Origin of the sequence: Cupriavidus sp. GA3-3 (assembly GCF_000389805.1) — a bacterium.
Taxonomy (GTDB): Bacteria; Pseudomonadota; Gammaproteobacteria; order Burkholderiales; family Burkholderiaceae; genus Cupriavidus; species Cupriavidus necator_D.
Window position 1 is genome coordinate 43484 of sequence record NZ_KB944465.1, and the last position, 24800, is coordinate 68283.

The 24800-nt window shown below is 67.7% G+C and carries 24 protein-coding genes; 13 read left to right on the forward strand and 11 right to left on the reverse strand.

Annotated elements, in window-relative coordinates; all coding sequences use genetic code 11:
- Positions 1-368: 368 nt before the first annotated feature.
- Both C265_RS06445 and metW read left to right on the forward strand, forming a co-directional pair.
- Positions 369-1550, forward strand: a complete 1182-nt coding sequence (locus tag C265_RS06445) for a homoserine O-acetyltransferase (protein ID WP_010813299.1) — start codon at positions 369-371, stop codon at positions 1548-1550.
- Positions 1547-2158, forward strand: coding sequence for a methionine biosynthesis protein MetW (gene metW, locus C265_RS06450; protein WP_010813300.1), 612 nt, complete (start codon positions 1547-1549; stop codon positions 2156-2158). The genes C265_RS06445 and metW overlap by 4 nt, the downstream gene beginning before the upstream one ends.
- A 10-nt stretch (positions 2159-2168) precedes the next feature.
- Here the strand turns inward: metW and C265_RS06455 are convergent, their stop codons facing one another.
- Complete coding sequence (locus C265_RS06455) at positions 2169-2597, reverse strand: VOC family protein (protein WP_010813301.1); 429 nt, start codon at positions 2595-2597, stop codon at positions 2169-2171.
- Between the two features lie 82 nt (positions 2598-2679).
- On the opposite strand from C265_RS06455, the gene C265_RS06460 reads away from it, so the two are divergent.
- On the forward strand, positions 2680-3252 hold the full coding sequence (locus tag C265_RS06460; protein WP_010813302.1) for a TetR/AcrR family transcriptional regulator: 573 nt from the start codon (positions 2680-2682) through the stop codon (positions 3250-3252).
- On the opposite strand, the gene C265_RS06465 is transcribed toward C265_RS06460, so the two are convergent.
- Positions 3253-4167 (reverse strand): LysR family transcriptional regulator, encoded by a 915-nt coding sequence (locus C265_RS06465; protein WP_011614405.1) that lies wholly within the window; start codon positions 4165-4167, stop codon positions 3253-3255.
- 110 nt (positions 4168-4277) lie between these two features.
- On the opposite strand from C265_RS06465, the gene C265_RS06470 reads away from it, so the two are divergent.
- Together C265_RS06470 and C265_RS06475 are read left to right on the forward strand one after the other, a co-directional pair.
- A complete protein-coding gene (locus C265_RS06470) occupies positions 4278-5165 on the forward strand; it encodes a DMT family transporter (RefSeq protein ID WP_010813304.1) in 888 nt (295 codons plus the stop codon).
- A gap of 125 nt (positions 5166-5290) precedes the next feature.
- Positions 5291-6139, forward strand: a complete 849-nt coding sequence (locus tag C265_RS06475) for an acyl-CoA thioesterase II (protein ID WP_010813305.1) — start codon at positions 5291-5293, stop codon at positions 6137-6139.
- A gap of 13 nt (positions 6140-6152) precedes the next feature.
- Here C265_RS06475 and C265_RS06480 read toward each other — a convergent pair whose 3' ends face one another.
- The gene (locus C265_RS06480; RefSeq protein ID WP_010813306.1) at positions 6153-7412 is read right to left on the reverse strand and encodes a muropeptide transporter; all 1260 of its coding nucleotides are present in this window, start codon (positions 7410-7412) and stop codon (positions 6153-6155) included.
- A gap of 150 nt (positions 7413-7562) precedes the next feature.
- Between C265_RS06480 and C265_RS06485 the strand changes: the two genes are divergently transcribed.
- A complete protein-coding gene (locus tag C265_RS06485) occupies positions 7563-8525 on the forward strand; it encodes a M48 family metallopeptidase (RefSeq protein ID WP_010813307.1) in 963 nt (320 codons plus the stop codon).
- Between the two features lie 70 nt (positions 8526-8595).
- Here the strand turns inward: C265_RS06485 and argC are convergent, their stop codons facing one another.
- Positions 8596-9543 (reverse strand): N-acetyl-gamma-glutamyl-phosphate reductase, encoded by a 948-nt coding sequence (argC, locus tag C265_RS06490; protein ID WP_010813308.1) that lies wholly within the window; start codon positions 9541-9543, stop codon positions 8596-8598.
- Between the two features lie 184 nt (positions 9544-9727).
- Here argC and C265_RS06495 point away from each other — a divergent pair, with 184 nt between their 5' ends.
- Both C265_RS06495 and C265_RS06500 read left to right on the forward strand, forming a co-directional pair.
- Positions 9728-10024, forward strand: a complete 297-nt coding sequence (locus C265_RS06495) for a type II toxin-antitoxin system MqsR family toxin (RefSeq protein WP_010813309.1) — start codon at positions 9728-9730, stop codon at positions 10022-10024.
- A gap of 31 nt (positions 10025-10055) precedes the next feature.
- Entirely contained in the window at positions 10056-10457 is a 402-nt protein-coding gene (locus C265_RS06500) for a type II toxin-antitoxin system MqsA family antitoxin (RefSeq protein WP_010813310.1), read from the forward strand.
- 9 nt (positions 10458-10466) lie between these two features.
- Here the strand turns inward: C265_RS06500 and C265_RS06505 are convergent, their stop codons facing one another.
- Complete coding sequence (locus C265_RS06505; RefSeq protein WP_010813311.1) at positions 10467-11243, reverse strand: exodeoxyribonuclease III; 777 nt, start codon at positions 11241-11243, stop codon at positions 10467-10469.
- A 27-nt stretch (positions 11244-11270) separates the two neighbouring features.
- Here C265_RS06505 and pyrE point away from each other — a divergent pair, with 27 nt between their 5' ends.
- Both pyrE and C265_RS06515 read left to right on the forward strand, forming a co-directional pair.
- Positions 11271-11957: an orotate phosphoribosyltransferase gene (gene pyrE, locus C265_RS06510; RefSeq protein WP_010813312.1), complete on the forward strand. Its 687-nt coding sequence runs from the start codon at positions 11271-11273 to the stop codon at positions 11955-11957.
- A 161-nt stretch (positions 11958-12118) separates the two neighbouring features.
- On the forward strand, positions 12119-13393 hold the full coding sequence (locus C265_RS06515; protein ID WP_010813313.1) for a patatin-like phospholipase family protein: 1275 nt from the start codon (positions 12119-12121) through the stop codon (positions 13391-13393).
- Between the two features lie 14 nt (positions 13394-13407).
- On the opposite strand, the gene C265_RS06520 is transcribed toward C265_RS06515, so the two are convergent.
- The 4 genes from C265_RS06520 to C265_RS06535 all read right to left on the reverse strand — a co-directional run bounded on the left by C265_RS06520 (position 13408) and on the right by C265_RS06535 (position 17020).
- Complete coding sequence (locus tag C265_RS06520) at positions 13408-14217, reverse strand: polyphosphate kinase 2 family protein (protein WP_010813314.1); 810 nt, start codon at positions 14215-14217, stop codon at positions 13408-13410.
- A 107-nt stretch (positions 14218-14324) separates the two neighbouring features.
- Positions 14325-15191: a diaminopimelate epimerase gene (dapF, locus tag C265_RS06525; protein ID WP_010813315.1), complete on the reverse strand. Its 867-nt coding sequence runs from the start codon at positions 15189-15191 to the stop codon at positions 14325-14327.
- Positions 15192-15233: 42 nt separating this feature from the next.
- Positions 15234-16127 carry a lipid A biosynthesis lauroyl acyltransferase gene (locus C265_RS06530; RefSeq protein WP_010813316.1) on the reverse strand — a complete coding sequence of 298 codons (894 nt, stop codon included), beginning with the start codon at positions 16125-16127 and terminating at the stop codon, positions 15234-15236.
- Positions 16124-17020: a lysophospholipid acyltransferase family protein gene (locus C265_RS06535; protein WP_010813317.1), complete on the reverse strand. Its 897-nt coding sequence runs from the start codon at positions 17018-17020 to the stop codon at positions 16124-16126. The genes C265_RS06530 and C265_RS06535 overlap by 4 nt, the downstream gene beginning before the upstream one ends.
- A gap of 331 nt (positions 17021-17351) precedes the next feature.
- Here C265_RS06535 and metK point away from each other — a divergent pair, with 331 nt between their 5' ends.
- Both metK and C265_RS06545 read left to right on the forward strand, forming a co-directional pair.
- Positions 17352-18515: a methionine adenosyltransferase gene (metK, locus tag C265_RS06540; protein ID WP_010813318.1), complete on the forward strand. Its 1164-nt coding sequence runs from the start codon at positions 17352-17354 to the stop codon at positions 18513-18515.
- A gap of 202 nt (positions 18516-18717) precedes the next feature.
- Positions 18718-19659, forward strand: coding sequence for a Kdo hydroxylase family protein (locus tag C265_RS06545; RefSeq protein ID WP_010813319.1), 942 nt, complete (start codon positions 18718-18720; stop codon positions 19657-19659).
- On the opposite strand, the gene C265_RS06550 is transcribed toward C265_RS06545, so the two are convergent.
- A complete protein-coding gene (locus C265_RS06550) occupies positions 19660-21063 on the reverse strand; it encodes a coniferyl aldehyde dehydrogenase (protein WP_010813320.1) in 1404 nt (467 codons plus the stop codon). It abuts the gene before it with no gap.
- 315 nt (positions 21064-21378) lie between these two features.
- Between C265_RS06550 and C265_RS06555 the strand changes: the two genes are divergently transcribed.
- On the forward strand, positions 21379-23058 hold the full coding sequence (locus C265_RS06555; protein ID WP_010813321.1) for a GMC family oxidoreductase: 1680 nt from the start codon (positions 21379-21381) through the stop codon (positions 23056-23058).
- Between the two features lie 4 nt (positions 23059-23062).
- Here C265_RS06555 and C265_RS06560 read toward each other — a convergent pair whose 3' ends face one another.
- Positions 23063-24724, reverse strand: a complete 1662-nt coding sequence (locus C265_RS06560; protein WP_010813322.1) for an acyl-CoA dehydrogenase family protein — start codon at positions 24722-24724, stop codon at positions 23063-23065.
- Between the last annotated feature and the right edge of the window lie 76 nt (positions 24725-24800).

Sequence of the window (24800 nt, forward strand, 5' to 3'; positions counted from 1 at the left end):
TTGACCTTGGAATGACCAAGGCCGGCGGCCCGCGCCTAGCCTGCGCCGCGCCTGGCTTGAACGCGTCCCCATCTTCATTGTGAAATGGGTTCTAAATCAACATGCCGGGCCGATTGCTCTATAATTGCCCGGTCGCGCCGATTTGATGACTGGCTTGCGGGCGCGCGGCAGCCAAGGGACCAAGTTCCGGGTTGCCACTACAAATGCGGCTAAAGAGGTTGGGTCGGCGCCCCATGCCTCCACGGTAGTGGATGGCGCCGGCACGCGGAATCCCGCAAGGAATCCAGTGAATCCCGACTTGGCTGCGACGCTTTATACGCAAATGCCGGTCGGGTTTTTTTATGCCCGTTCGCCACGGGCCGGATTCCATGACTGATGTCGCCCTGCCGACCGCCGCGCCTGCCGCGTTCGACCTGCCGCCCGATTCGGTCGGCGTGGTTGCGCCGCAGCGCATGCACTTTGCCGAGCCGCTGAAGCTGCGCAACGGCTCGTCCATTGCCGGCTACGACCTGATGGTCGAGACCTATGGCACGCTCAATGCGGCCCGCTCCAACGCGGTGCTGGTGTGCCACGCGCTCAATGCCTCGCACCATGTGGCCGGCGTCTATGCGGAAGACCCGCGCGACGTGGGCTGGTGGGACAACATGGTCGGGCCCGGCAAGCCGCTCGATACCAATCGCTTTTTCGTCATCGGCGTCAACAACCTGGGCTCGTGCTTCGGCTCGACCGGCCCGATGAGCCTCAATCCGGCCACCGGCGCGCCCTACGGCGCGGCGTTCCCGGTGGTGACGGTGGAAGACTGGGTCAATGCGCAGGTGCTCGTGGCCGACGCGTTCGGCATCACGCAGTTCGCCGCGGTGATGGGCGGCAGCCTGGGCGGCATGCAGGCGGTGGCCTGGAGCCTGCTGTACCCGGAGCGCCTGCGCCACTGCATCGTGGTCGCGTCCACACCCAAGCTCTCGGCGCAGAATATCGCCTTCAACGAGGTCGCGCGCAGCGCCATCCTGTCGGACCCTGATTTCCACGGCGGCAACTACTACGCGCATGGCGTCAAGCCCAAGCGCGGCCTGCGCGTGGCGCGCATGATCGGCCATATCACCTACCTGTCGGACGAGGACATGGCCGAGAAATTCGGCCGCGAGCTGAAGACCGACGACATCCGCTTCTCCTTCGATGTCGAGTTCCAGGTGGAGAGCTACCTGCGCTACCAGGGCGACAAGTTCGCCGAGTACTTCGACGCCAACACCTACCTGCTGATCACGCGCGCGCTCGACTACTTCGACCCGGCGCTGGCCTTCGGCGGCGACCTGACGCGCGCGATGGCGCAGACCCAGGCCAGCTTCCTGGTGGCGAGCTTCGGCACCGACTGGCGCTTCGCGCCCAGCCGCAGCCGCGAGCTGGTCAAGGCGCTGCTGGACAACAAGCGCCCGGTCTCGTACGCCGAGATCGATGCGCCGCACGGCCACGATGCCTTCCTGCTCGACGACCCGCGCTATCACAACCTGATGCGCGCCTACTACGACCGTATCGCAGAGGAGATCGGCGCATGAACGCACTGGCCAATCCCAATATCCTGGCGCTGCGCCCCGATTTCCGCGCAATCGCGCGCTGGATCGAACCCCATTCCACCGTGCTCGACCTGGGCTGCGGCGACGGCAGCCTGCTGCGCGTGCTGCAGGACGAGCTCGACGTGCAGGCCTACGGCATCGAGATCCGCGACGAAGGCGTGCTGGCGTGCGCGCAGAAGGGCGTCCATGTCATCCAGCAGAACCTGGAGGGCGGGCTGGCGCTGTTCGAGGACAAGAGCTTCGACACGGTGATCCTGTCGCAGACGCTGCAGACCATCCACAACACCGCGCAGGTGCTGCGCGACACGCTGCGGGTGGGGCGCGAGTGCATCGTCTCGTTCCCGAACTTCGGCTACTGGCCGCACCGGCTGTCGGTGTTCCGCGGCCGCATGCCGGTATCGGAATCTCTGCCCTACCAGTGGTACAACACGCCCAATGTGCGCGTGCTGACCATCAGCGACTTCGAGGCGCTGGCGCCCAAGGTCGGCCTGCGCGTGATCGACCGCGTGGTGATGCACGAAGGCGTGACCGTCAACTGGGGCGGCAACTGGCGCGGCAGCCTGGCGGTGTACCGGGTCTGCGCGGCCTGAGCCAGGCGCGTCAGCTAGGCAGCGCGCCCGCCTCGTACTGCGCGGCAAACTCCCCCGACGGCGGGATCGGCTTGATGATGTCGATCAGCACGCCGTTCGGGTCGGCGGTAATGAAATGCCGCTGCCCGAAGGCCTCGTCGCGCAGCGGCAGCAGGATCGGCAGCCCGGCCGCCCGCAGGCGGTCATGGACCGCATCCGGGTCTTCCACTTCGAAGTTCAGCAGCAATCCCCTGGCGCGCTGGCCCCGGGCCGGGGCGGGGATGGTCTCGTGGGTGCCGTCCAGCACCGCGAGGTTGACCGACGGATCGCCGGCCAGTTGCAGGTGCACGTACCAGTCGCTGGTGAACAGCGCCACAAAGCCGAAATGGCGCTGGTAGAACGCGGCCGTGCCGGCAACCTCGCCGGTCATGATGACGGGGTAGTAGCTGGTGATTTTCATGGATGCTCCTCTGTTATTCAGATACATGCAGCCTGTATGTAAATCCATATTAAGATACAGGCTGCATGTATGCAAGGAGGCAATGGTGGCCAGATCCAACCGCGAACGTACCGGGGCAACCCGGCAGGCGCTGCTCGATGCCGCGCGCACGCTGTTTGTCAGCCGCGGCTACGGGGAGACCTCTACCCCTGACATCTGCGCCGCCGCCCGCATCACGCGCGGCGCGCTGTACCACCATTTCGCCGACAAGCGCGACCTGTTCCGGCACGTGCTGGCGGAGGAGGCTGCCGCGGTGGCGGACGATATTGAAGCCGCGGCGCCCGCGGGGCTGGATGCCGCGGACGCCCTGATCGCCGGGGCGCAGGCCTACCTGGACGCAATGACGGTGCCGGGCCGCACGCGCCTGCTGCTGGTGGAAGGGCCGGCGGTGCTGGGACTGCGCGAAATGCTCGCGCTGGACGACGCCAACGCCGCCCGCACGCTGCGCGAGGGGCTGGAGGCCGCGGGCGTGGACCCGCAGGGCGATGTGGCGCCGCTGCTGTCGGCGGCATTCGACCGGGCCGCGCTGGAGATCGAGGCCGGGGCCGATGCCGTGCGCGTGCGCGGCGCGATGCTGTGGTTGCTGCGCCGGGTCCTGGGCCAGTCGGCGCGGTGATCAGCGCGGCGCGTCGTCGGCGGTGCCGGCCAGGTGATCGACAAAGGCGCGCACCTTGGGCGGTACATGCCGGGTGGGCGTGTAGACCGCGTAGGCCGTGCCGATGTAGGGTTCGAGGATGTCCCAGTCGGCCAGCACGGTGACGACCCGGCCCTGGTCCAGCGCATCGCCCAATGAGAAGTCCGGCACCAGCCCGATGCCGGCATCGCGCTCCACCATGCTCATGATCGCCAGGCTGTTGTTCAGCGTCAGGCGCGGCGGGATGCGCACCTCCACTTTCTCGCCGCCGGCCTGGTGGCGCATGGCCCAGCGCTCGCCGAAGTTGCCGTAGCCCAGGTACAGGCAGCGTGCGGCGGGCAGGTCGGCGGGCGTGGCCGGCGTGCCGTGGCGGGCCAGGTAGCCGGGCGAGGCCACCAGCCGGTAGCGCACCTCGCGCAGCGGGCGCGCAGCCAGCCCGGGCGCCAGTTCGCGCGCGATGCGTACGGCCACGTCCATCCCTTCTTCGACCAGGTCGACCATGCGGTCGGCCAGCGTCAGCTGCAGGTCCAGCCCCGGGTATCTGGCCAGCAGCGCCGGCAGCCGCGGCGCCAGCCAGGCCTGCCCGAACGAGACCGGCGCGCTCACGCGCAGCACGCCATGCGGCGTGCCGCCGTGCTCGCCGGCCAGCGCGGTGACGTCGCGCGCTGCCGCGGTCATGCGGGCGCAGGCGGCGTAGACCGACTGGCCCAGCTCAGTCAATGCAAAGGCGCGCGTGGTCCGCTGCAGCAGGCTGGCGCCGAGCGTGGCTTCCAGCCGGGAGACGTGCCGGCTGACCGCCGACGGCGTCATGCCCAGGTCGAGTGCGGCAGCCGAAAAGCTGCCGCACTCGACCACGCGCGCAAACACGGCCATCGCATTAAGTGGCATATCCGGCATGGCACGTCCTCTTTCTTTGACTTCAGATCAAATACTAATTGAGCTCTGAGGGGATTGTTGAGCAGATCGCATGATGGAACAATGCGGCCATTGTCTGACCGGAGTCCGTCATGCCCTCGCAACAACCCTTGCCAGGCGGCGCCTGGCGCATGGTCGCGGCCATGCTGCTGTCCGGCACCATCGGCTGGTTCGTGGTCACCAGCGGCCAGCCGCCGCTCGATGTGGTCTTCTTCCGCTGCCTGTTCGGCGGCGCGGCGCTGCTGGGCGTGCTGACGCTGCAGCGCGGCTGGGTGCGGATGAGCCGCGCGCAGCTTGGCTGGCTGGCGCTGGGCGGCGTCACGCTGGTGCTCAACTGGCTGGCCTTGTTCTCGGCGTATGCGTACAGCGGCATCGCCATTGCCACGGTGGTCTACCACACCCAGCCGTTCTTCCTGCTGCTGCTGACCTCGGTGATCCAGCGCGAGCCGTTCCCGTTCGCGCGGCTGCCATGGCTGGTGCTGGCCTTTGCCGGGGTGATGCTGATCACCGGGCTGGAGCATGGCGCCACTGGCACTGCGATGCTGGCCGGCATCGGCCTGGGCCTGCTGGCGGCACTGCTGTATGCGGTGACGACCCTGGCCACGCGGCGGCTGCAGGCCATCCCGCCAGGCCAGATCGCCGGGCTGCAGATGGTGCTGGGCGTGCTGATGCTGGCGCCGCTGGCACATCCCGCGGCCGGCAGCTATGGCACCGGCACCTGGGCCGCGCTGCTGGCGCTGGGGCTGGTGCATACGGGCGTGATGTACACGCTGCTGTATGGCGCGTTCCAGCGGCTCAACGTCGTGTCGATCGCCACACTGTCCTTTATCTATCCGCTGGTGGCGATCGTGATCGACGTGATGGTGTTCGGCGTGGTGCTGGGCCCGCTGCAGATCGCCGGCATGGCGCTGGTGCTGCTGGGCGTGGTCGCCAACCAGCTGGGCTGGAGCCTGCCGCTGCGGCGGCGGGTGCAAGGCTGATGCGGGCGCCACGGTGCCAGCGGCTGGAATACTGGCGTCTTGACCCGAACGCTGACTACGGTTAGTGTAGGCAGAGCGATCGAACGATCGTGCTATTCCCTGCGAGTCACCAACCCATACCAGCCATGTCCACTGCGCCCCAGACCCGGGCGGCCACCGCCGCCAGGCCGCTCCATCCCTTTGACGACGCGCTGGCGCTGGAGCCGGCCGGCGAGCACCGCTTCCTGGGCCGCACCACGCCCGAGTACTGGAACATGATCGGTCCGTTCGGCGGCATCACCGCCGCCACGCTGCTGCAGGCGGCGCTGGACCATCCGCAGCGCCTGGGCGACCCGGTCTCGCTGACGGTCAACTTTGCCGGGCCGATCGCCGAGGGTCCGTTCGAGATCGAGGCGCGCCCGGTGCGCACCAACCGCTCGACCCAGCACTGGACGCTGGAGCTGCGCCAGGGCGATGCCGTGGCCACCACCGCCACCGCCATGTTTGCGGTGCGCCGCGAGACCTGGGCCTGCGGCGAGGCGCTGATGCCGGAGGTGCCGGCGGCCGAAGCCCTCGTGGCGATGAGCGGGTTTGCGCCGGTGCGCTGGCTCAAGTCCTACGACATGCGCCCGGTGCGCGGCGCCAAGCCGACCGCCGAGGCCGGCACCGAGCACCCGGACAGCCTGACGCAGTTCTGGCTGCGCGACGCGCCGGCGCGCACGCCGGACTTTGCCGCGGTGGCGGCCTGGGCCGACAGCTTCTACCCGCGCATCTTCCTCAAGCGCGCGGGCTTCGTGCCGGCCGGCACGGTGTCGATGACCACCTATTTCCATGCCGACGCGGCCACGCTGGCGGCGCTGGGCGACAGCCACGTGCTGGCCAGCGCGCAGGCGCAGGTGTTCAGGCAGGGCTTCTTCGACCAGCGCGCGCAGCTATGGAGCGCCGGCGGCGAGCTGATCGCCAGCTCGCACCAGATCGTCTACTACAAGGAGTGAGGCAGGCGCGGGCTCAGGCGATCGCTTCGCGCGCCTGGGCCTCGTAGCGATGCACGGTGTGGCGCATGGCCCAGAGCAGCATCACGCCGGGCAGCGCCACCACCACGGTGCCCAGGTAGAACGGCGCCCAGCCCCAGGCCTCGACCATATAGCCGGAAGTGGGCCCCACATAGACCCGGCCCACCGACGCCAGCGCCGACAGCAGCGCGTACTGCGTGGCCGAGAACGAGCGGTTGCACAGCGTCATCAGCAGCGCCACGAAGGCCGCCGTGCCCATGCCCCCGCACAGGTTTTCGACCGCAATGGTCGCTCCCATGGTCCACAGGTGCGGCGGCGTCACCGCGAGGATCCAGTAGCCCAGGTTAGACACCGCCTGCAGCACGCCGAACAGCATCAGCGAGCGGTACAGGCCCAGGCGCACCATCAGCGTGCCGCCGAACAGCGCGCCGATGATGGTGGCGGCCAGCCCCAGGGTCTTGTTGACGATGCCCACCTCGCCCGCCGAGAAGCCCACGCCGCGGATCAGGAAGGTGGTCGACAGGCTGCCGGCAAAGGCGTCGCCGAGCTTGTACAGCACGATCAGCAGCAGCAGCCACCACGCGCCCTGGCGGCCAAAGAAGTCGCGCAGCGGCCCGACCACCGCCTCTTCCAGCGAGCGCGGCGCGCGTGCGGGCACGTCGGGTTCCGGTGCCCACAGCAGCGTGACGATACCCACGCCCATCAGCGCCGCCATCAGCAGGTAGGTCTGCTGCCAGCCCAGCACGCGGTCGGCCAGCCATAACGCCAGGCCGCCCGAGACCAGCATCGCCAGCCGGTAGCCCAGCACCTTGACCGCCGCGCCGGCGCCGCGCTCGGGCGGGCGCAGCACGTCGGTGCTGTAGGCGTCGAAGACGATGTCCTGCGAGGCCGACAGGAAGGCCACCAGCGTGGCCAGCGCCGCCAGCGTCCACAGCGCCTCGCGCGGCGGGCAGAAGGCCATGCCGGCGATGCCCAGCACCAGCCCCAGCTGCGTCACCAGCAGCCAGCCGCGCCGGCGCCCCAGCAGCGGCGGCGTGTAGCGGTCCATCAGCGGCGCCCACAGGAACTTGAAGATATAGGCCTGGCCCACCAGCGAGAAGAAGCCGATGGTCTTGATATCCAGCCCCTCGACCGTCATCCATGCCTGCAGGGTGCCGGAGGTCAGCGCCAGCGGCAGCCCGGAGGCGAAGCCCAGCGCCAGCATGGCGCCGATGCGGCGGTTGCGGAAGATATCGAGATAGGTCTGGAAGGTCATGAACGGGCCGGCGTGAAGCGCCGCGCGGCTGCGCGGGCGCCGTGTATTATTGCATCACCTGTTTGCCTGCCCGCCACATCCGGCACGGCATCGTTGCCGCGGATCACCGATCCGCCTGCCTGGTCTTCCACTGCGTCCGAGGAACCGCAAATGCTCCGCCGCCTGCAAGGTGTTCAGCGTCCTACCCGTGACCGGCTGGTCCGCGCGCTGGCGCTGGCCGCGGTGGCGGCGCCCATGGCCTGGTGCCTGCCCGCCCAGGCGCAGGACAGCGAGGCTGGCGGCATCCGGCTGGACCGCAGCGGCTCGGCCGTGCGCAAGATCGTGCCGGTCGAGGCCATCGAGCAGCAGGCCGCGCAGGAATACGAGCAGCTCAAGCAGGAAGCCATCGCCAAGCATGCACTGGCCGCCGCCGACAACCCTCAGCTGGTGCGCCTGCGCACGATCGGCAAGCGGCTGCTGCCGCAGACCGCACGCTGGAACGAGCGCGCGCGGCAGTGGCAGTGGGAGATCAACCTGATCGGCTCCAGGCAGGTCAATGCGTTCTGCATGCCGGGCGGCAAGATCGCTTTCTATACCGGGTTGCTCGACCAGCTCAAGCTGACCGACGACGAGATCGCCATGGCGATGGGCCACGAGATCGCCCACGCGCTGCAGGAGCATGCGCGCGAGCGCGCCGCCAAGTCCGAGATCACCAACCTCGGCGCCAACGTGATCTCGCAGCTGTTCGGCTTCGGCAACCTTGGCAATATGGCGCTCGGCACCGGCGCCCACCTGCTGACGCTGCGCTTCTCGCGTGCGGATGAATCCGAGGCGGACCTGATCGGCATGGATATCGCCGCGCGCGCCGGCTATGATCCGCGCGCCGCGGTGTCGCTGTGGCAGAAAATGGGCAAGGTGAGCCAGTCCGGCACCGAGTTCCTGTCCACGCATCCGTCCGGGCGGAGCCGCATCGCCGACCTGGAGAAGCACCTGCCGGAGGTGCTGCCGCTCTATGCGCGCGCGAGCAATACCACGGTGGAGAAGCTGCCGCCATACCGCGCCAATATGGCGGGCCTGGGCGGCGCGCCGGTGGACAGCGGCGACGACGACCGGCAAAAGCCGCTGCAACGCTGAGCGGTCCGCTGACGCCAATGAAAAAAGCCGGCAATGCCGGCTTTTTCCTCATTCAGGGCTGGCTGCAGCGTCAGGCGCGCAGCCCCGTGGCCTCGTCGGCGCCCACATGCACGTTCATGCATTGCACCGCGGCGCCGGCCGCGCCCTTGCCCAGGTTGTCCAGGCGAGCCACCAGGTTCAGGCGCTCGGCATTGCCGAACACGAACAGGTCGACACGGTTGGTGTCGTTGTTGGCCTGCACGTCGAAGAAGCCGCCGTCGAGGTTGTCGGCGCTGTTGTACGGCATCACGCGCACGAACTGCTCGCCTTCATAGTGCTTGCGGTAGATCTCGACGATCTGCTCGGCGCTGACCTTGCGCGCCAGCCGGTCCGTGAACACCGGCACCGTCACCGCCAGGCCCTTCAGGAAGTTGCCGACGATCGGGTTGAAGACCGGCGCCTGCGCCAGGCCGGCCTGCACGCGCATCTCGGGCAGGTGCTTGTGTTCCAGGCCCAGCGCGTACGGACGCGGGCTGTCCAGCTTCGGGTTACCGCCGGCTTCGAACTCGGCAATCATCGACTTGCCGCCGCCGCTGTAGCCGGTCAGCGAGAACGCCGAAACCGGGTAGTCGGCTGGCAGCACGCCGGCGTCCACCAGCGGACGCACTGCCAGCACGAAGGCGCTGGCGTGGCAGCCCGGCACCGCAATGCGCTTGCTGTCGCGGATCTTCTCGCGCTGGCCGCGCGCCAGCTCGGGCAGGCCGTAGGCCCAGCTGTCGGCGGTGCGGAACGCCGTGCTGGCGTCGATCACGCAGGTGTTCGGGTTGGTCACCAGCGATACCGCCTCGCGCGAGGCCACATCGGGCAGGCACAGGAAGGCGACGTCGGCGGCATTCAGGAATCGTGCTCGTTCGGCCGGGTCCTTGCGCTTGTCATCGGCAATGCGCAGCAGTTCCACGTCGGAACGGCCGGAAAGATAGTCAAGCAGCCGGAGACCGGTGGTGCCTTCCTGACCATCGACGAACACTTTGAAAACCATGGCTGACTCACTCAATGAAGTGCGGGGGAATGCTTTGGATATGAGAAATCTCCCCTGCCGGGCGCTGTGGGGAACCTGCATTGTAGCGGGGATGGGGGCCGGTCGCAGGGGTTTGTACGGATTGGATTATTGCGATTTGGCACAGTTCGCGGCTTGCAGCTTCTAACCAAGTAGGTTAATTTGCATGGGGAAGGGAACGGCGCATTACCCGCTGTGGCGGGTCCGGGAGTTGATTGCGGCAGGGCGGGTCAGCTTGACGATGGCAGCGTTCCAGGGCGCCAGGAACATGTGTCTCGCCCGCGGCGACGTCCTTGATGTAGTCGCCAGGATCCAGCCCGCCGACTTCTACAAAAGCATGACGACCTACGTCGACCATACCGTCTGGCAGGATGTGTATCGCCCATGCACATCGTATGGAGCGATATACCTGAAGCTGACAGTGACCGAGGAAGTCCTGATTGTGTCGTTCAAGGCGCGCTAGCGCGTGCGCCGCCTTGCCAGAGGAGCTGTCTATGCGATGCCCAGTATGTGGAGGCGCCGAACTCGAAAGGGGGCGGAAAGACTTTGTCTATACCTACCGTGGCGAGTCCACGGTAATCGAAGCGGTCCTTGCCGACTGGTGTGCTCAGTGTGGAGAAGGTGTGCTGGGCCAGGAAGAGGAAGAGCGGATCGGACCGCTGGCGCTCGCCTTCAACAAGCAAGTCAACGCCTCGCTTGTCGATCCGACTTACATCATGCAAGTCCGCAAGAAACTCCACCTCGACCAGCGCGAAGCCGCAGAGATCTTCGGCGGCGGGGTCAATGCATTCTCGCGCTACGAGACTGGCCGGACCAAGCCGCCGCTTGCGCTGGTAAAACTGCTCAGGCTGCTGGACCGCCACCCGGAACTGCTTGAGGAGGTCCGGGCGGCCTGATGGCTGCGCTCAGAGCGGATAGGCGTAATCGATCGACAGCGGCGCGTGGTCGCTGAACTTCTCGTCCTTGTAGATCGAGCAAAGCCGCGCGGTATCGGCGATCTTCGGCGTGGCCAGGTGGTAATCGATCCGCCATCCCACGTTCTTGGCATAGGCCTGGCCGCGGTTGCTCCACCACGTGTACTGCTCGGGGCGCGGATCCAGCTTGCGGAACACGTCCACATAGCCATGGACGTCGAACAGTTCGCCGATCCAGGCGCGCTCCTCCGGCAGGAAGCCTGAGTTCTTCAGGTTGCCCTTCCAATTCTTGATGTCGATTTCCTTGTGCGCGATGTTGACGTCGCCGCACAGCACGATCTCGCGCCCGCTCGCCTTGAGTTGCAACAGGTGCGGCAGGAACGCTTCCATGAAGCGGAACTTGGCAAGCTGGCGTTCCTCGCCGCTGGAACCCGACGGCACGTAGACCGAGATCACTGCCAGGTGCGGATACTGCACTTCGACGTAGCGGCCCTCGCTGTCGAACTCGGAATTACCGAAGCCGGTGACCACCCGCTCCGGCTTGTGCCGCGTGTACAGGCCCACGCCGCTGTAGCCCTTCTTCTCGGCGTAATGGAAAAAACCATGGTAGCCATGTGGCGCCAGGAACGCTTCGGTCATGTCGGCCTCCTGGGCCTTCAGTTCCTGCACGCAGACCATGTCCGCGTCCTGCTTGCCCATCCAGTCGAAAAAGCCCTTCTTCGACGCGGAGCGGATGCCGTTGAGGTTGGCGCTGATAATCCGTAACATTCGGGGAAATTTTGAATTCAGAGAGAAATGATGACGCAGCAGAAACCGCCCGCGGGTGCCGATCTCAGCCAGACCTTTATCCGCTTTGCGCTCGATGCGGGCGTGCTGTCGTTTGGCGAGTTCGTCACCAAGGCAGGCCGCAAGTCGCCTTACTTCTTCAATGCCGGCCTGTTCAACCAGGGTGCGATGCTGGGCGAGGTGGCGCAATTCTATGCCAAAACGCTGCTGGCCTCGGGCGTGCAGTTCGACGTGCTGTTCGGGCCGGCCTACAAGGGCATCACGCTGGCGTCGGCCACCGCGGTGGCGCTGGCTGGCATGGGACGTGACGTCGGCTTCGCCTACAACCGCAAGGAAGCCAAGGACCACGGCGAAGGCGGCACGCTGGTCGGGGCCAAGCTGCAGGGCAAGGTGGTCATCGTCGACGACGTGATCTCCGCCGGTACCTCGGTGCGCGAATCGGTAAACATGATCCGCGCCGCCGGCGCCGAGCCGGCCGCGGTGCTGATCGCACTGGACCGCATGGAGAAGAGCGGTACCGCCGAGCAGGTCGGCACCCATTCCGCCGTGCAGGACGTGCAGCGTGAGTATGGCATCCCGGTGATCGCCATCGCCAGCCTGAAGGACCTGCTGGCTTACCTCGATGCGTCGCAGGACCCCGCGCTGTCGGCCTCGCGCGAGGCGGTGGCGGCCTATCGTCAGCGCTACGGCGTCTGAAACCGTTGATGGCAAGGGGCGCCGCCAAGCGGCGCCCGTTAAGCATCTGGCGGGCAGGCGGACTTTCCAATCGGCAGGAGCGCGGCGTGGCGGAAAAAGAACGGCAGGAGCGGCAAGTACGGCAAGTGCCGCAAGAGCGGCAGGAAAAGACGGCACGGCAGATGGCACGGCAGCCAACGCAGGCCAAGGCTGAAAGCGGCGCCAATGCCGATTCCCTGGCCGAACGCGGCGCGCAGGTGCAGCCGCGCAAGCCGGTGCGCCGGGCCGCCAAGGCCCCGGACCGGCCGGCGCACGAGGCCTATGCCGTGCGCGCGCTGGTGCTGCAGGGCGGCGGCGCGCTCGGGGCCTACCAGGCCGGCGTGTACCAGGGCCTTGCCGAGGGCGGCATCTACCCGAACTGGGTTGCCGGCATCTCGATCGGTGCGCTCAACGCCGCCATCATCGCCGGCAATCCGCCCCGGCGCCGCGTGGAACAACTGCGCGCCTTCTGGGAGTACATCTGCGCGCAGCCGTGGCTGCCCAGCCTGTCGCATTCCTGGTTCGCCGACCATGCCGAAGGCTGGCCCGAGCCAATGCGGATCTGGTTCGATGGCCTGCATGCAGCGCGTGCCATGCTGGAAGGCCAGCGTGGCTTCTTCCAGCCGCGCGGCTGGCCGGAGCTGATGTCGCGCTACTCGGACCCGAGCCATGTCAGCTTCTACGACACCACGCCGCTGAAGGCGACGCTCGAGCGTTTTGCCGACTTCGACCTGATCAACCACCGCCCCGACCTGATGCGCGTCTCGGTGGGGGCGGTCAATGTGCGCACCGGCAATTTCGCCTACTTCGACAATACCCGCGACAAGCTCTGCCCCGAGCATTTCATGGCCTCGGGCGCGCTGCCGCCGGGCTTTCCGGCGGTGGAGATCGATGGCGAGTACTACTGGGATGGCGGGCTGGTATCGAACACGCCGCTGGCCGAGGTGCTGACGGCGCAGCCGCGGCGCGACGCGCTGATTTTCCAGGTCGACCTGTGGAGCGCGCGCGGCAAGCTGCCGCACGACCTGGTCGACGTGGCCGAGCGCCAGAAGGACATCCAGTACTCCAGCCGCACGCGGGCCATTACCGACTACATGCGCGAGCAGCAGAACATGCGCCGCATGCTCAACGAGGTAATGGCGCTGGTGCCGCCGTCAAAGCGCGACAACGCCTGGTACCGCCGCGCGGCGGAGCAGGCCTGCGACGCGCGCCGCAACGTAATCCAGCTGATCTACCGCGACAAGTCGTTCGAGAACCTGGCCAAGGACTACCAGTTCGGCGCGCTCACCATGCATGAGCACTGGACCAGCGGGCTGGACGATATCCGCCAGACCCTGCGCCACCCGCAATGGCTGGCGATGCCCAGCCGCGAGCACCCCTTCGTCACGCACGACGTGCACCGCGGCAACGGTGGCTGAGGCGGCCGGGCGGCTCAGTCGACCTTGGTACTGGCCAGTTCCGGCCGGGCGGGCGGGTAGGCCGGCTTCAGGTCCTCGAAGACCCTGGTCAGGATCTCCGCCACCATCAGGTTGCGGTGTGTCTTGGAGTCGGCCGGCACCACGTACCACGGGCATTCGGGCGTGCTGGTCGCCATGATGGCAGCCTCGTAGGCGTCCATGTAGGCCTTCCAGTGCTTGCGCTCGGCGAGGTCGTTGGTGTCGAACTTCCAGTGTTTCTCCGGATCCGCCAGGCGCGCTTCGAGCCGTGCCTTCTGCTCGTCGCGTGATATGTGCAGGAAGCACTTGACGATGGTGGTGCCGGTCTCGGTCAGCATCGACTCGAAGTCCCGGATCTGGCGGAAGCGCCGCTCGCACTCGGCGGCGTCGATCCAGTTGTGCACGCGCGTGATCAGTACGTCTTCATAGTGGCTGCGGTTGAAGACCACGATCTCGCCCGTCTTCGGAACCTGCAGGTGGATGCGCCATAGAAAGTCGCGCGCCAGTTCCTCCGGCGACGGGGACTTGAAGCCCACCACGCGGATGCCCAGCGGATCGAAGCTGCGGAACACGCCGCGCACGGTGCCGTCCTTGCCGCTGGTATCCATGCCCTGCAGCACCACCAGCAGCCTGCGCCGGTGCTCGGCGTAAAAGATATCCTGCTGCGCGTCGAGGGCGTTGCTCAGCTCGATGATGCGGGCCAGGTCTTCTTCTTTCTTGCCGCACGACAGCGGCTTGCTGCCCGGGTCGAAGTCGGCAAGGCGAAAACGCTTGCCCGAGGTAATGCGGAAATCGTCCAGCGGCATGGGCGCTCCATCGGTCTGACCAGCAAGATCAAGGGAATGAGCGCCCCGGCTGGGGCTCCGCGGCAAGGAATGCGGGGCGTGTGGACAGGGGCGCACAGCCCCTATGGTCAGGCCGGCAGGGCTGCCAGGTCAATGCTGCCTTCAAACACGGTGGTGGCCGGGCCGGTCATGCGCACCGGTTCCGCGCCGCCGTCCCAGGCAATGGTCAGATCGCCGCCGTGGGTATGCACCCGCACCGGCGAGTCCAGCAGGCCGCGCCGGATGCCGGCCACCACGGCCGCGCAGGCGCCGGTGCCGCAGGCCAGGGTTTCGCCGGCACCGCGTTCGTAGACGCGCAGCCGGATGGCATGGCGGTCCTGCACCTGCATGAAGCCGGCATTGACGCGGTTGGGGAAGGCGGCATGGTGCTCCACCACCGGGCCGTCCTGCAGCACCGGGAAGTTCTCCACGTCGTCCACCACCTGCACCGCGTGCGGATTGCCCATCGATACCGCCGAGATCCATTCGGTGCGGCCGTTGACCTCCAGGCCGTACAGCGTGTCCGCGCCTTCCGCGCGGGTGGGCAGGCCTTCCGCACGGAACGGCACGCGCGCCGGTTCCAGTTCGGGCGCACCCATGTCCACCGTGACCTGGCCGTCGTCCTGCAGCGTCAGGGTAATGACGCCGTTCATCACTTCGACGCGCACCGAGCGCTTGTCGGTCATGCCCTTGTCGGTGACAAAACGCACAAAGCAGCGCGCGCCGTTGCCGCAGTGCTCCACCTCGCTGCCATCGGCATTGACGATCCGGTAGCGGAAGTCGACATCGGGGCGGGACGGCTTTTCAACGATCAGGATCTGGTCAGCGCCAACGCCGAAATGCCGGCTGGCCAGCGCACGCCATTGCGCCGGGGTCAGGTCGATCTGCTGGTGGATGCCGTCGAGCACGACAAAGTCGTTGCCCGCGCCGTGCATCTTGGTGAACTGGAGTTTCATGGTGGGGATTGTAGCTGCGCGGCGCCGGACGTGCCGGCGCGCTCAGTAGATCTCGGGCTCGCCCGGCAGGCGGTGCTTGAAGCGCTTGTGCACCCAGTAGTACTCGGGTACGCGCGGGCGGATGCAGTCCTCGAAGAAGGCATTCATGCGGCGCGTGTCGTCGGTGACGCTTGCGCCGGGGTAGTCTTCCCAGGGCGGCAGGATGCGCAGCACATAGCCCTGGTAGTCGGGCAGCATCTCGGTGTAGATCGGCACGACCTTGGCCCCGGTCAGGCGCGCCAGCCGCGACACCGAGGTCAGTGTCAGCGCCTGCACGCCGAAGAACGGCACGAACTCCGAGTCGCGCTCGCCGAAATCCATGTCGGCGATCAGCTGCAGCGCCTCGCCCTTCTTCAGGCAGCGCAGGATGTCGCGCGCGCTGTCGTTGCGCGAGATCATGTTGGCGCCGAAGCGCCCGCGCGCGTGCTTCAGGAAGTGGTCGAACAGGTCGTTCTTCTGCCTGGTATAGAGCGATGCGCCGGAGCGGCCGAGATGCTCGCGCAGGTCGATGGTGAGTCGGATCGCACCGGCTTCCACGCCCGACAGGTGCAGCGTCACCAGGATATGCGGGGTGCCATCCAGGGCCACCAGGCCGGCCTGGTCGTCGATCTGCACCCAGCGGCGCATCTGCGCCTCACTGCCGGTCCAGAAGATGCCGCGTTCGGCAAAGCTGCGGAACAGGATGCGGAAGCTCTGCCGCGACAGTTCATCGATTTCGGCCTCGGTCCGGTCCGGGAAACACAGGCGCAGGTTGGCCTGCACCACGCGGCGCCGCTCGCTCGGCACCAGGTAGAGCAGGCTTCCCAGCGCCTCGCCGAAGCGCGCGACGAACGGATATGGCAGCTTGCCCAGCACCGTCAGCAAGCCGATGCCAAGCCACGTGAACACACGGCTCATGAAATCGATCGATCAGTGGCCGGCTCGGTATCATTGCCCGGCGCGTCCGGGGTACCCGCTCCGGCGGGTTGCTTGTAGCGGTTGTAAGCCCACAGGTACTGCGTGGGGCACAGGCCCACCAGTTCCTCGATAGTCCGGTTGATGACCGCGGCAGCGGCGGCAGGATCGTCCGGCAGCATGCCGCCGTCGTTGATCACGCGCAGGTGACCGCGATAGCCGGCGCCGCGCGGCAGGCGCTCGGCAAAGACCGCCACCACCGGCGCGCCGGTCAGCTGCTGCAGCCGGTGCACCAGTGCCATGGTATAGGCCGGCTTGCCGAAGAACGGCGCCCAGTTGCCCTCGCCGCCGCTGGGCACCTGGTCGGGCAGGATGCCCACCGCCTGGCCGCGCTTGAGTGCCTTCACCAGCATGCGCACACCGCGCGGCGTGGCCGGCGCCATGTGCATGCCGGGCCGGGTGCGCATTTTTTCGATCCAGTCGCGCAGCCAGGGCTGGTGCGGCGGCTTGAACAGGGCGGTGACCGGGCGCTGCAGCGCGTGGGACTGCGGCAGCACTTCAAAGCAGCCCAGGTGCGGGGTCAGGATGATGATGCCCTTGCCGCGCGCCTGCAGCTTGCCCAGCTCGGGCCACAGGTAGTCGTCAAAGCCATGCAGCTTCGCACCGATCTTGCTGCGGCTCCAGAAGTAGGGCATCTCGACGATCATGCGTCCGGCCGAACGGGCCGCTTCGTCGATCATCGCATCGGTGGCGTCGGGAAACGCCTGGCGGAAGTTCTCCCGCAGGCGCTGGCCGTAGCGGCCGGGCAGGCGCGCGCTCAGCAGTCCGAGCGCGCCGCCCGCGGCTTGCAGCAGCCGCAGGGGAAAACGGGAGATCAGCCAGAATAAAAAGGTCATCAGGCGCGAAAAGCGGGTCTGCTACGGGTCTGTGCCGGGGAACAGACGGGCAGGCAGCGTTTTTTCTATGGCGGTATTCAGTTCCGCGCGCAGCGTGCCGTCATCGGATTCATCTGGGCACGGTGCCCCCGGCTGGTTGGCAGGGTGCCGTACCGTACCGTTGGCGCGCTGCAACGAGCCCGGCAGGCGCGTATAATAGCGTGTATCGCCGAGTTAACTGACAACTTGCGGGGCGATGCGGCTCTAACCGGGCTGCTTGAAATACCGCTAAAGCGTCGCCGCCATGAACTGATCGGGCTGGCACGCAATAGCCAACCTGGAGAATAAGTTCGTGGCAAACGACTTCCTTTTTACTTCGGAATCCGTCTCCGAAGGCCATCCCGATAAGGTCGCCGACCAGATTTCCGACGCCGTCCTCGACGCCATCCTGGCCCAGGACAAGTACGCGCGTGTGGCGGCCGAGACGCTTTGCAACACCGGTCTGGTGGTGCTGGCTGGGGAAATCACCACGACCGCCAACGTCGACTATATCCAGATCGCGCGCGACACGATCAAGCGCATCGGCTACGACAACACCGATTACGGCATCGACTACAAGGGCTGCGCGGTGCTGGTCGCCTATGACAAGCAATCGCCCGACATCGCCCAGGGCGTGGACCGCGCCTCCGACGACTACCTGAACCAGGGTGCCGGCGACCAGGGCCTGATGTTCGGCTACGCCTGCGACGAGACCCCGGAACTGATGCCGTTCCCGATCTACTATGCCCACCGCCTGGTCGAGCGCCAGTCGCTGCTGCGCCGCGACGGCCGCCTGCCCTGGCTGCGCCCGGACGCCAAGTCGCAGGTGACGGTGCGTTATGTCGACGGCAAGCCGCACAGCGTGGATACCGTGGTGCTGTCGACCCAGCATTCGCCGGACATCACCCAGGCCCAGATCCGCGAAGCCGTGATCGAGGAAATCATCAAGCCGGTGCTGCCGGCCGAGATGCTGAAGGAAACCAAGTACCTGGTGAACCCGACCGGGCGCTTCGTCATCGGCGGCCCGCAGGGCGACTGCGGCCTGACCGGGCGCAAGATCATCGTCGATACCTACGGCGGCGCCTCGCCGCACGGTGGCGGCGCGTTCTCGGGCAAGGACCCGTCCAAGGTCGACCGCTCGGCCGCCTACGCCGCGCGCTACGTTGCCAAGAACGTGGTGGCTTCGGGCCTGGCGCGCCAGTGCCAGGTGCAGGTCAGCTACGCCATCGGCGTGGCCCGCCCGATCAACGTGACGGTCTACACCGAAGGCACCGGCAAGATCCCCGACGCCAAGATCGCCGAGCTGGTGCAGGAGCACTTCGACCTGCGCCCGAAGGGCATCGTGCAGATGCTGGACCTGCTGCGCCCGATCTACGAGAAGACTGCCGCCTACGGCCACTTCGGCCGCGAAGAGCCGGAATTCTCTTGGGAAGCCACCGACAAGGCGGCTGCCCTGCGCGCCGCGGCCGGCCTGTAAGCGCCACCCGCGCCAGCAGCACTGACGGCAAGCCCCGCCGGCCCGCAAGGGCCCGCGGGGTTTTTTTACGCGGGCTTGATCCTGGTCCAGTCGCCGCGTGACGCCGGCGCCACGGCTGACGGCAGGGAGTAAAATCCCGCCATCCCCAGCCGCCACGCCGGCGGCCGACCCCAAACACTGGTGACCGTTTCCAGAGGATGCCATGTCCGAAGCGCCTGTCCTTGCCCCCTCGACCTCAACCCAGCCGCCCGCCGCCGGCCAGCTCAACCTGATCCGCCCGCAGCCATATGCCGACTGGGCGCCGCAGGTCACGGCCGAAGAACGCGCCACGCTGCGCCGCGAGCTGGAGCAGGGCGCCGTGCTGTACTTCCCGAACCTGAATTTCCGCTTCCAGTCGGGCGAAGAGCGCTTCCTTGACAGCCGCTATTCCGACGGCAAGTCCAAGAACATCAACCTGCGCGCCGACGACACCGCGGTGCGCGGCGCCCAGGGCAGTCCGCAGGACCTGGCGGACCTGTACACGCTGATCCGCCGCTACGCCGACAACAGCGAATTGCTGGTGCGCACGCTGTTCCCTGAATACATCCCGCACATGACGCGCGCCGGCACCTCGCTGCGGCCCAGCGAGATCGCCGGGCGCCCGGTCAGCTGGCGCAAGGACGACACCCGCCTGCACGTGGACTCGTTCCCGTCCAACCCGATGCTGGGCAAGCGCCTGTTGCGCGTGTTCCACAACATCGACCCGGCCGCGGCGCGCGTGTGGCGCGTGGGCGAGCCGTTCGGCGATTTTGCGCAGAAGTTCGTGCCCAAGACCCATGGCATGTGGCCGGGGCAGGCGGCGCTGATGAAGCTGCTGCATATCACCAAGCGCAAGCGCTCGGAATATGACCACCGCATGCTGCAGCTGCATGACTTGGCCAAGGCCGACCTGGATTACCAGGCCAAGGTGCCGCAGCAGGAATTCCACTTCCCGCCGGGTTCCACCTGGATCGTCTTCAGCGACCAGCTGCTGCACGCGGCCATGCGCGGACGGGCGATGATGGAGCAGACCATCTACCTGGCGCCGCAGGCGATTTCCGACCACACCCACTCGCCCGAGGCGGTGCTGTCGCGCATGCTCGGGCGGCCGATGCTGGTGTCCTGATCAACGCAGAAGCAGGCGCAACATGGTTTCGAAGGTCTTGCCGTAAGGCGGCTTGAGCAGTCCTGCGCCGTTCAGGCCGGCCTGGTGGAACACCGGCTTCACCTTGGAGAAGGTGTCGAAGCCCGCCTGGCCGTGATAGGCGCCCATGCCGCTGGCGCCGACCCCGCCGAAGGGCAGGCCGTCCTGGGCGATATGGAACAGGGTGTCGTTGACCGTGACGCCGCCGGCAACGGTCTGCCTCATCACATGGCCGATGGCGCCGCGGTCGCGCTCGAACAGGTATAGCGCCAGCGGCCGCGGGCGCGCATTGATGTAGTCCACCGCCTCGTCCAGGGTGCGGTACGTCACCACGGGCAGTACCGGCCCGAAGATCTCCTCGCGCATCGCCGTGACGCCTTCGGGCACATCCAGCAGCAGCACCGGTGGCAGGCGCCGCGCGTGCGCGTCCGGCTGCGCATCGGACAGCGGCACCACGGTCGCGCCTTGCGCCGCGGCTTCATCCACCAGCGCCGCCAGCCGCGCGAAGTGGCGCGGGCTGATGATGCTGGTGTAGTCCCGGTTGCGCGCCAGGTCCGGATAGAGCCGGTCAACGCACCGGCGTGCCGCCTCCACCAGCTGCCCGCGCAGGTCTTCCGGCACCAGCACGTAGTCTGGCGCGATGCAGGTCTGGCCCGCGTTCATCAGCTTGCCCACCAGGATGCGTTCCACCGCACGCGGCAGGTCAGCGCCGGCGCCGATAATCGCCGGCGATTTGCCGCCGAGTTCCAGCGTCACCGGGGTCAGGTTGGCGGCCGCCGCGCGCATCACATGGTGGCCGACCGCGGTCGAGCCGGTGAACAGCAGGTGGTCGAAGGGCAGCGCGGTAAAGGCGCTCGCCACCTCGGCATCGCCATTGACCACCATGATCTCGTCCGGCGCAAAGTGCTGCGGCACCAGTTGCGCGAACAAGGCCGCAAAGCGCGGCGTGTATTCCGACAGCTTCACCATGGCGCGGTTGCCCGCCGCCAGCGCGCCGGCCAGCGGCCCCACCGTCAGGTACAGCGGATAGTTCCAGGGCACCACGATGCCCACCACTCCCAGCGGCTGCGGCACCAGCCGCGAGCGGCCCGGGCGGAACCAGAAGCCGGTGGCGGCGCGGCGCACGCGCATCCAGCGCTTGCCGTGGCGCAGCGCGTCGTCGATGCCGCCGAGGCTCGGGAATACCTCCAGCAGCGCAGTTTCTTGGCGCGGCCGGTTGGTGAAGTCCGCGTGAATGGCGGCGGCAATGGCAGCCTCGTTCTCTGTCACCAGCCGGCGCAGGCGCTGCAGGCGGTCGGCGCGCACGGCCCAGGCGGGCAGCTGGTCGCGCCGCGACGCGGCGTGCATGGCGCCAAAGACGGACGACAGGTCGGGGACTTCTCGCATTGCTGCGCTCCTGGGCAAGGGACGTGCGGGGAAAGTGGATGTGGATCGCGGCGAGTGGCGCTGCAGCGGTCCGCGTGTTCCCGCGCACGATAAGGTAGCGTGCCAGCCATGGCAATGGAAGTTTCCTACCAGAAGGACAATTCAAACGCCCGTCTGCGCAGCGCCGGCGGCCCGCGCCACCGGGCTTCTCCACCGTCCGGGCTAGCGCCTACACTGAATCTCACAGCTTGCCATCCGCTGGACGGACAGGGCGCGCATGCACCGGCGCGGCCCGGCTCACGCACGCGCGCCGCCTGCGGACTCGCGGGGAGACAGATGGAAACCACCTTTGACTACGTCATCGTCGGCGCGGGCTCGGCGGGCTGTGCGCTGGCGGGGCGGCTTGCCGACAGCGGCGACGACACCATTGCCCTGGTCGAGGCCGGGCACCACGATCACCATGTGCTGGTACGCACACCCGCGGCGCTTGCCGCGCTGCTGCCGCGCGCGGGGGCACGCAACTACGGCTATGAAACCGTGCCGCAGCCAGGCCTGAACGGCCGCCGCGGCTACCAGCCGCGCGGGCGCGGGCTGGGCGGCAGTTCCTCGATCAACGCCATGATCTACACGCGCGGCCGCGCCGCCGATTATGACGCGTGGGCCGCCGCCGGCTGCGACGGCTGGTCGTGGGACGACGTGCTGCCGTACTTCCGCCGCGCCGAGTGCAATGAACGCCTGGCCGGCAGCGACGACGACCCGCTGCACGGCGGCAACGGGCCGTTGCACGTGAGCGACCTGCGCACCCCCAACCCCTTTGCCGAACGCTTCATCGAGGCCGCGCAGCAGGCGGGCTTCCCGCGCAACGACGATTTCAACGGCGAAGAACAGGAGGGCGTGGGCTGGTACCAGGTCACGCAGCACGCGGGCGAGCGCTGGAACGCGGCGCGTGCCTACCTGCACGGTGGCAACAAGCGCGACCGGGCCTGCAATGGCGGCCGCGCGCACCTGCGGGTGCTGACCGATACGCAGGCGCTGCGCATAGTCTTTGAAGGCCGCCATGCGGCCGGGGTGCAGGTGGTGCGCGAGGGCCACCGGCAACTGCTGCGCGCGCGCCGCGACGTGATCGTGTGCGCGGGCACGTTCGGCTCGCCGCAGCTGCTGATGGTGTCGGGCGTCGGCCCCGCCGCGCACTTGCGCGAACATGGCATCGCCGTCGTGCATGACCTGCCCGGCGTGGGCGCCAACCTGCAGGACCACCTGGACATCGTGCTGCACAAGCGCGTGGCCGTGCCTGAATTGTTCGGCGTGTCGTTCGGCGGCCTGGCGCGGCTGGTGCCTGAAATGCTGCGCTACCGGCGCGAACGCACCGGCATGATGTCAAGCAACTTCGCCGAGGCAGGCGGCTTCCTGCGCAGCCGCCCGGACCTGCCCGAGCCCGACCTGCAGCTGTATTTCGTGGTCGGCATGGCCGATGACCACATGCGCCGGCTGAACTTCGGCCACGGCTATTCCTGCCATGTCTGCGTGCTGCGCCCGCGCAGCCGCGGCGAGGTGCGGCTGGCCTCGCACGATATCCGGCGCGCGCCGCTGATCGACCCGCAATACCTGAGCGATGCGCGCGACCTGGACGACATGGTCGCCGGCGTTCGCATCGTGCGCAGCATCTTTGCGCAGCCGCAACTGGCCGGCTTCGGCGGGCGCGAACTCTATTCCGCCGGCCTGCGGGCCGATGGCAGCGACGACGCTGCCGTGCGCGAGATGATCCGCGAGCATGCCGACACCATCTACCACCCGGTGGGCACCTGCCGCATGGGCATGGATGCGATGGCGGTGGTGGACCCGCAACTGCGCGTGCGCGGCGTCGAGGGTTTGCGCGTGGTCGATGCATCGGTGATGCCGACCCTGGTCGGCGGCAACATCAATGCGCCCGCGATCATGATCGGCGAGCGCGCGCATGACCTGATCCGCTATGCGCCGCGCGTGATGCTGCGGGTGCTGGAATCGATGGAGGCTTGAATCGCTAGCCTTCGAAGCCGCGCGAGAACACCCGCTTGAGCACGTCGGCATCCGCATCCAGGGTGCCGAACACGCGCCCGTGCTGCCGTCCCAGCCGGCTGGCGACGAACAGCTCGGCATTCTCGGTATCGGCATGCGCCAGCATCAGCGCGGCCTGTGCGGTCAGCACCAACCCCTGCGCAAAGCGTCGGGCGCTGGCTTCCAGCAATTCCGGCGGCTGGCGCAGCAGCGCCTGCAGCGATGCCAGTTCCGCGCGCACCGCCGGATGGCCGCCGGCGCGGCGCGACAGGTCTTGCAGCAAGCGCGCGGCATCGTCGGGATTGCGCTGGATCGCGCGCAGCACGTCCAGGCACATGATGTTGCCCGAGCCTTCCCAGATCGAGTTGACCGGCGCCTCGCGGTACAGCCGCGCCATCGGGCCTTCTTCCACGTAGCCGTTGCCGCCCCAGACTTCCATGGCTTCGCCGGTGGCTTCCAGCGTGCGCTTGCAGACCCAGAATTTGGCCGCGGGGGTGACCACGCGCTTCCACGACGCCGCGAGCGGATCATCGTCAGCGTGCTCGAAGGCGTGGCCCAGTTCCATCATCAGCAGCGTGGCCGCTTCGGATTCCAGCGCCAGGTCGGCCAGCACATTGCGCATCAGCGGCTGGTCGGCCAGCAGGCGCCCGAAGGCGCTGCGGTGGCGCGCATGGTGCAGCGCCTGCACAAAGGCGGCGCGCAGGATCGCGGCACTGCCGATCACGCAGTCCAGCCGCGTGCTGGTGGCCATCTCGATGATGGTCGGGATGCCGCGGCCTTCCTCGCCGATCAGGATGCCGGTGGCGTCGCGGAACTCCACCTCGCTGCTGGAATTGGAGCGGTTGCCTAGCTTGTCCTTGAGCCGCTGGATCAGCACCGCGTTCTTGCTGCCGTCGTCGCGAAAGCGCGGCACGAAGAAGCACGACAGCGGGCCGTCTTCGGCGCCCATGCGCGCGACCACCAGGTGCGCATCGCACATCGGCGCGGAGAAGAACCACTTGTGCCCGGTCAGCGCGTATTCCGCGCCGCGGCCCTCGCCGCGCACCGCGCGCGCCACGGTGGTGTTGGCGCGCACGTCCGAGCCGCCCTGTTTCTCGGTCATGCCCATGCCGATCATGATCGCGCTCTTGCTGCGCCACGGCAGGTCGCGCGCATCGTGTTCGGTCGCATACAGCCGCGGCTCAAGCTCGGCAAACAATGCGGTTTCCTTGCGCAGCACCGGGATGCTGGCGAAGGTCATGGTCGGCGGGCACAGCGAGCCGGATTCCACCTGCGCCTGCAGGAAGTAGCCGGCGGTGCGCGCCACCCATGCGCCCGCGCGCGGCTGCGCGAAGGGCAGGGCCTGCAACTGCTGGCTGCGCAACAGGGCCAGCAGCGCGTGCCAGCTCGGGTGGAAATCCACGGCGTCGATGCGCTCGCCGGTGCGGCTGTGTGTGTGCAGCTCGGGCGTGTGGCGGTTGGCATCGGCTGCCCATTGCTGGACTTCCGGCTCGCCCAGGCGCGCGCCGAACTGGCCCAGCGTGCCGGCGTGCCAGCCGCCTCCCAGCCGTTCCAGCGCGCCGCGCAGCGCCGGATCGGTGGCGAACAGGTTGTAGTGCGCGAGATCGGGCACCTGGTTGAACACGCGGTGGGTGGCAGCTTCGGTCATGGCGGGATCGGAAGATGGACGCGTCTTACTGCATGGTAGAGCACGTCGCCGGCGTTTGAGTGCGCGGTTGTCCCCT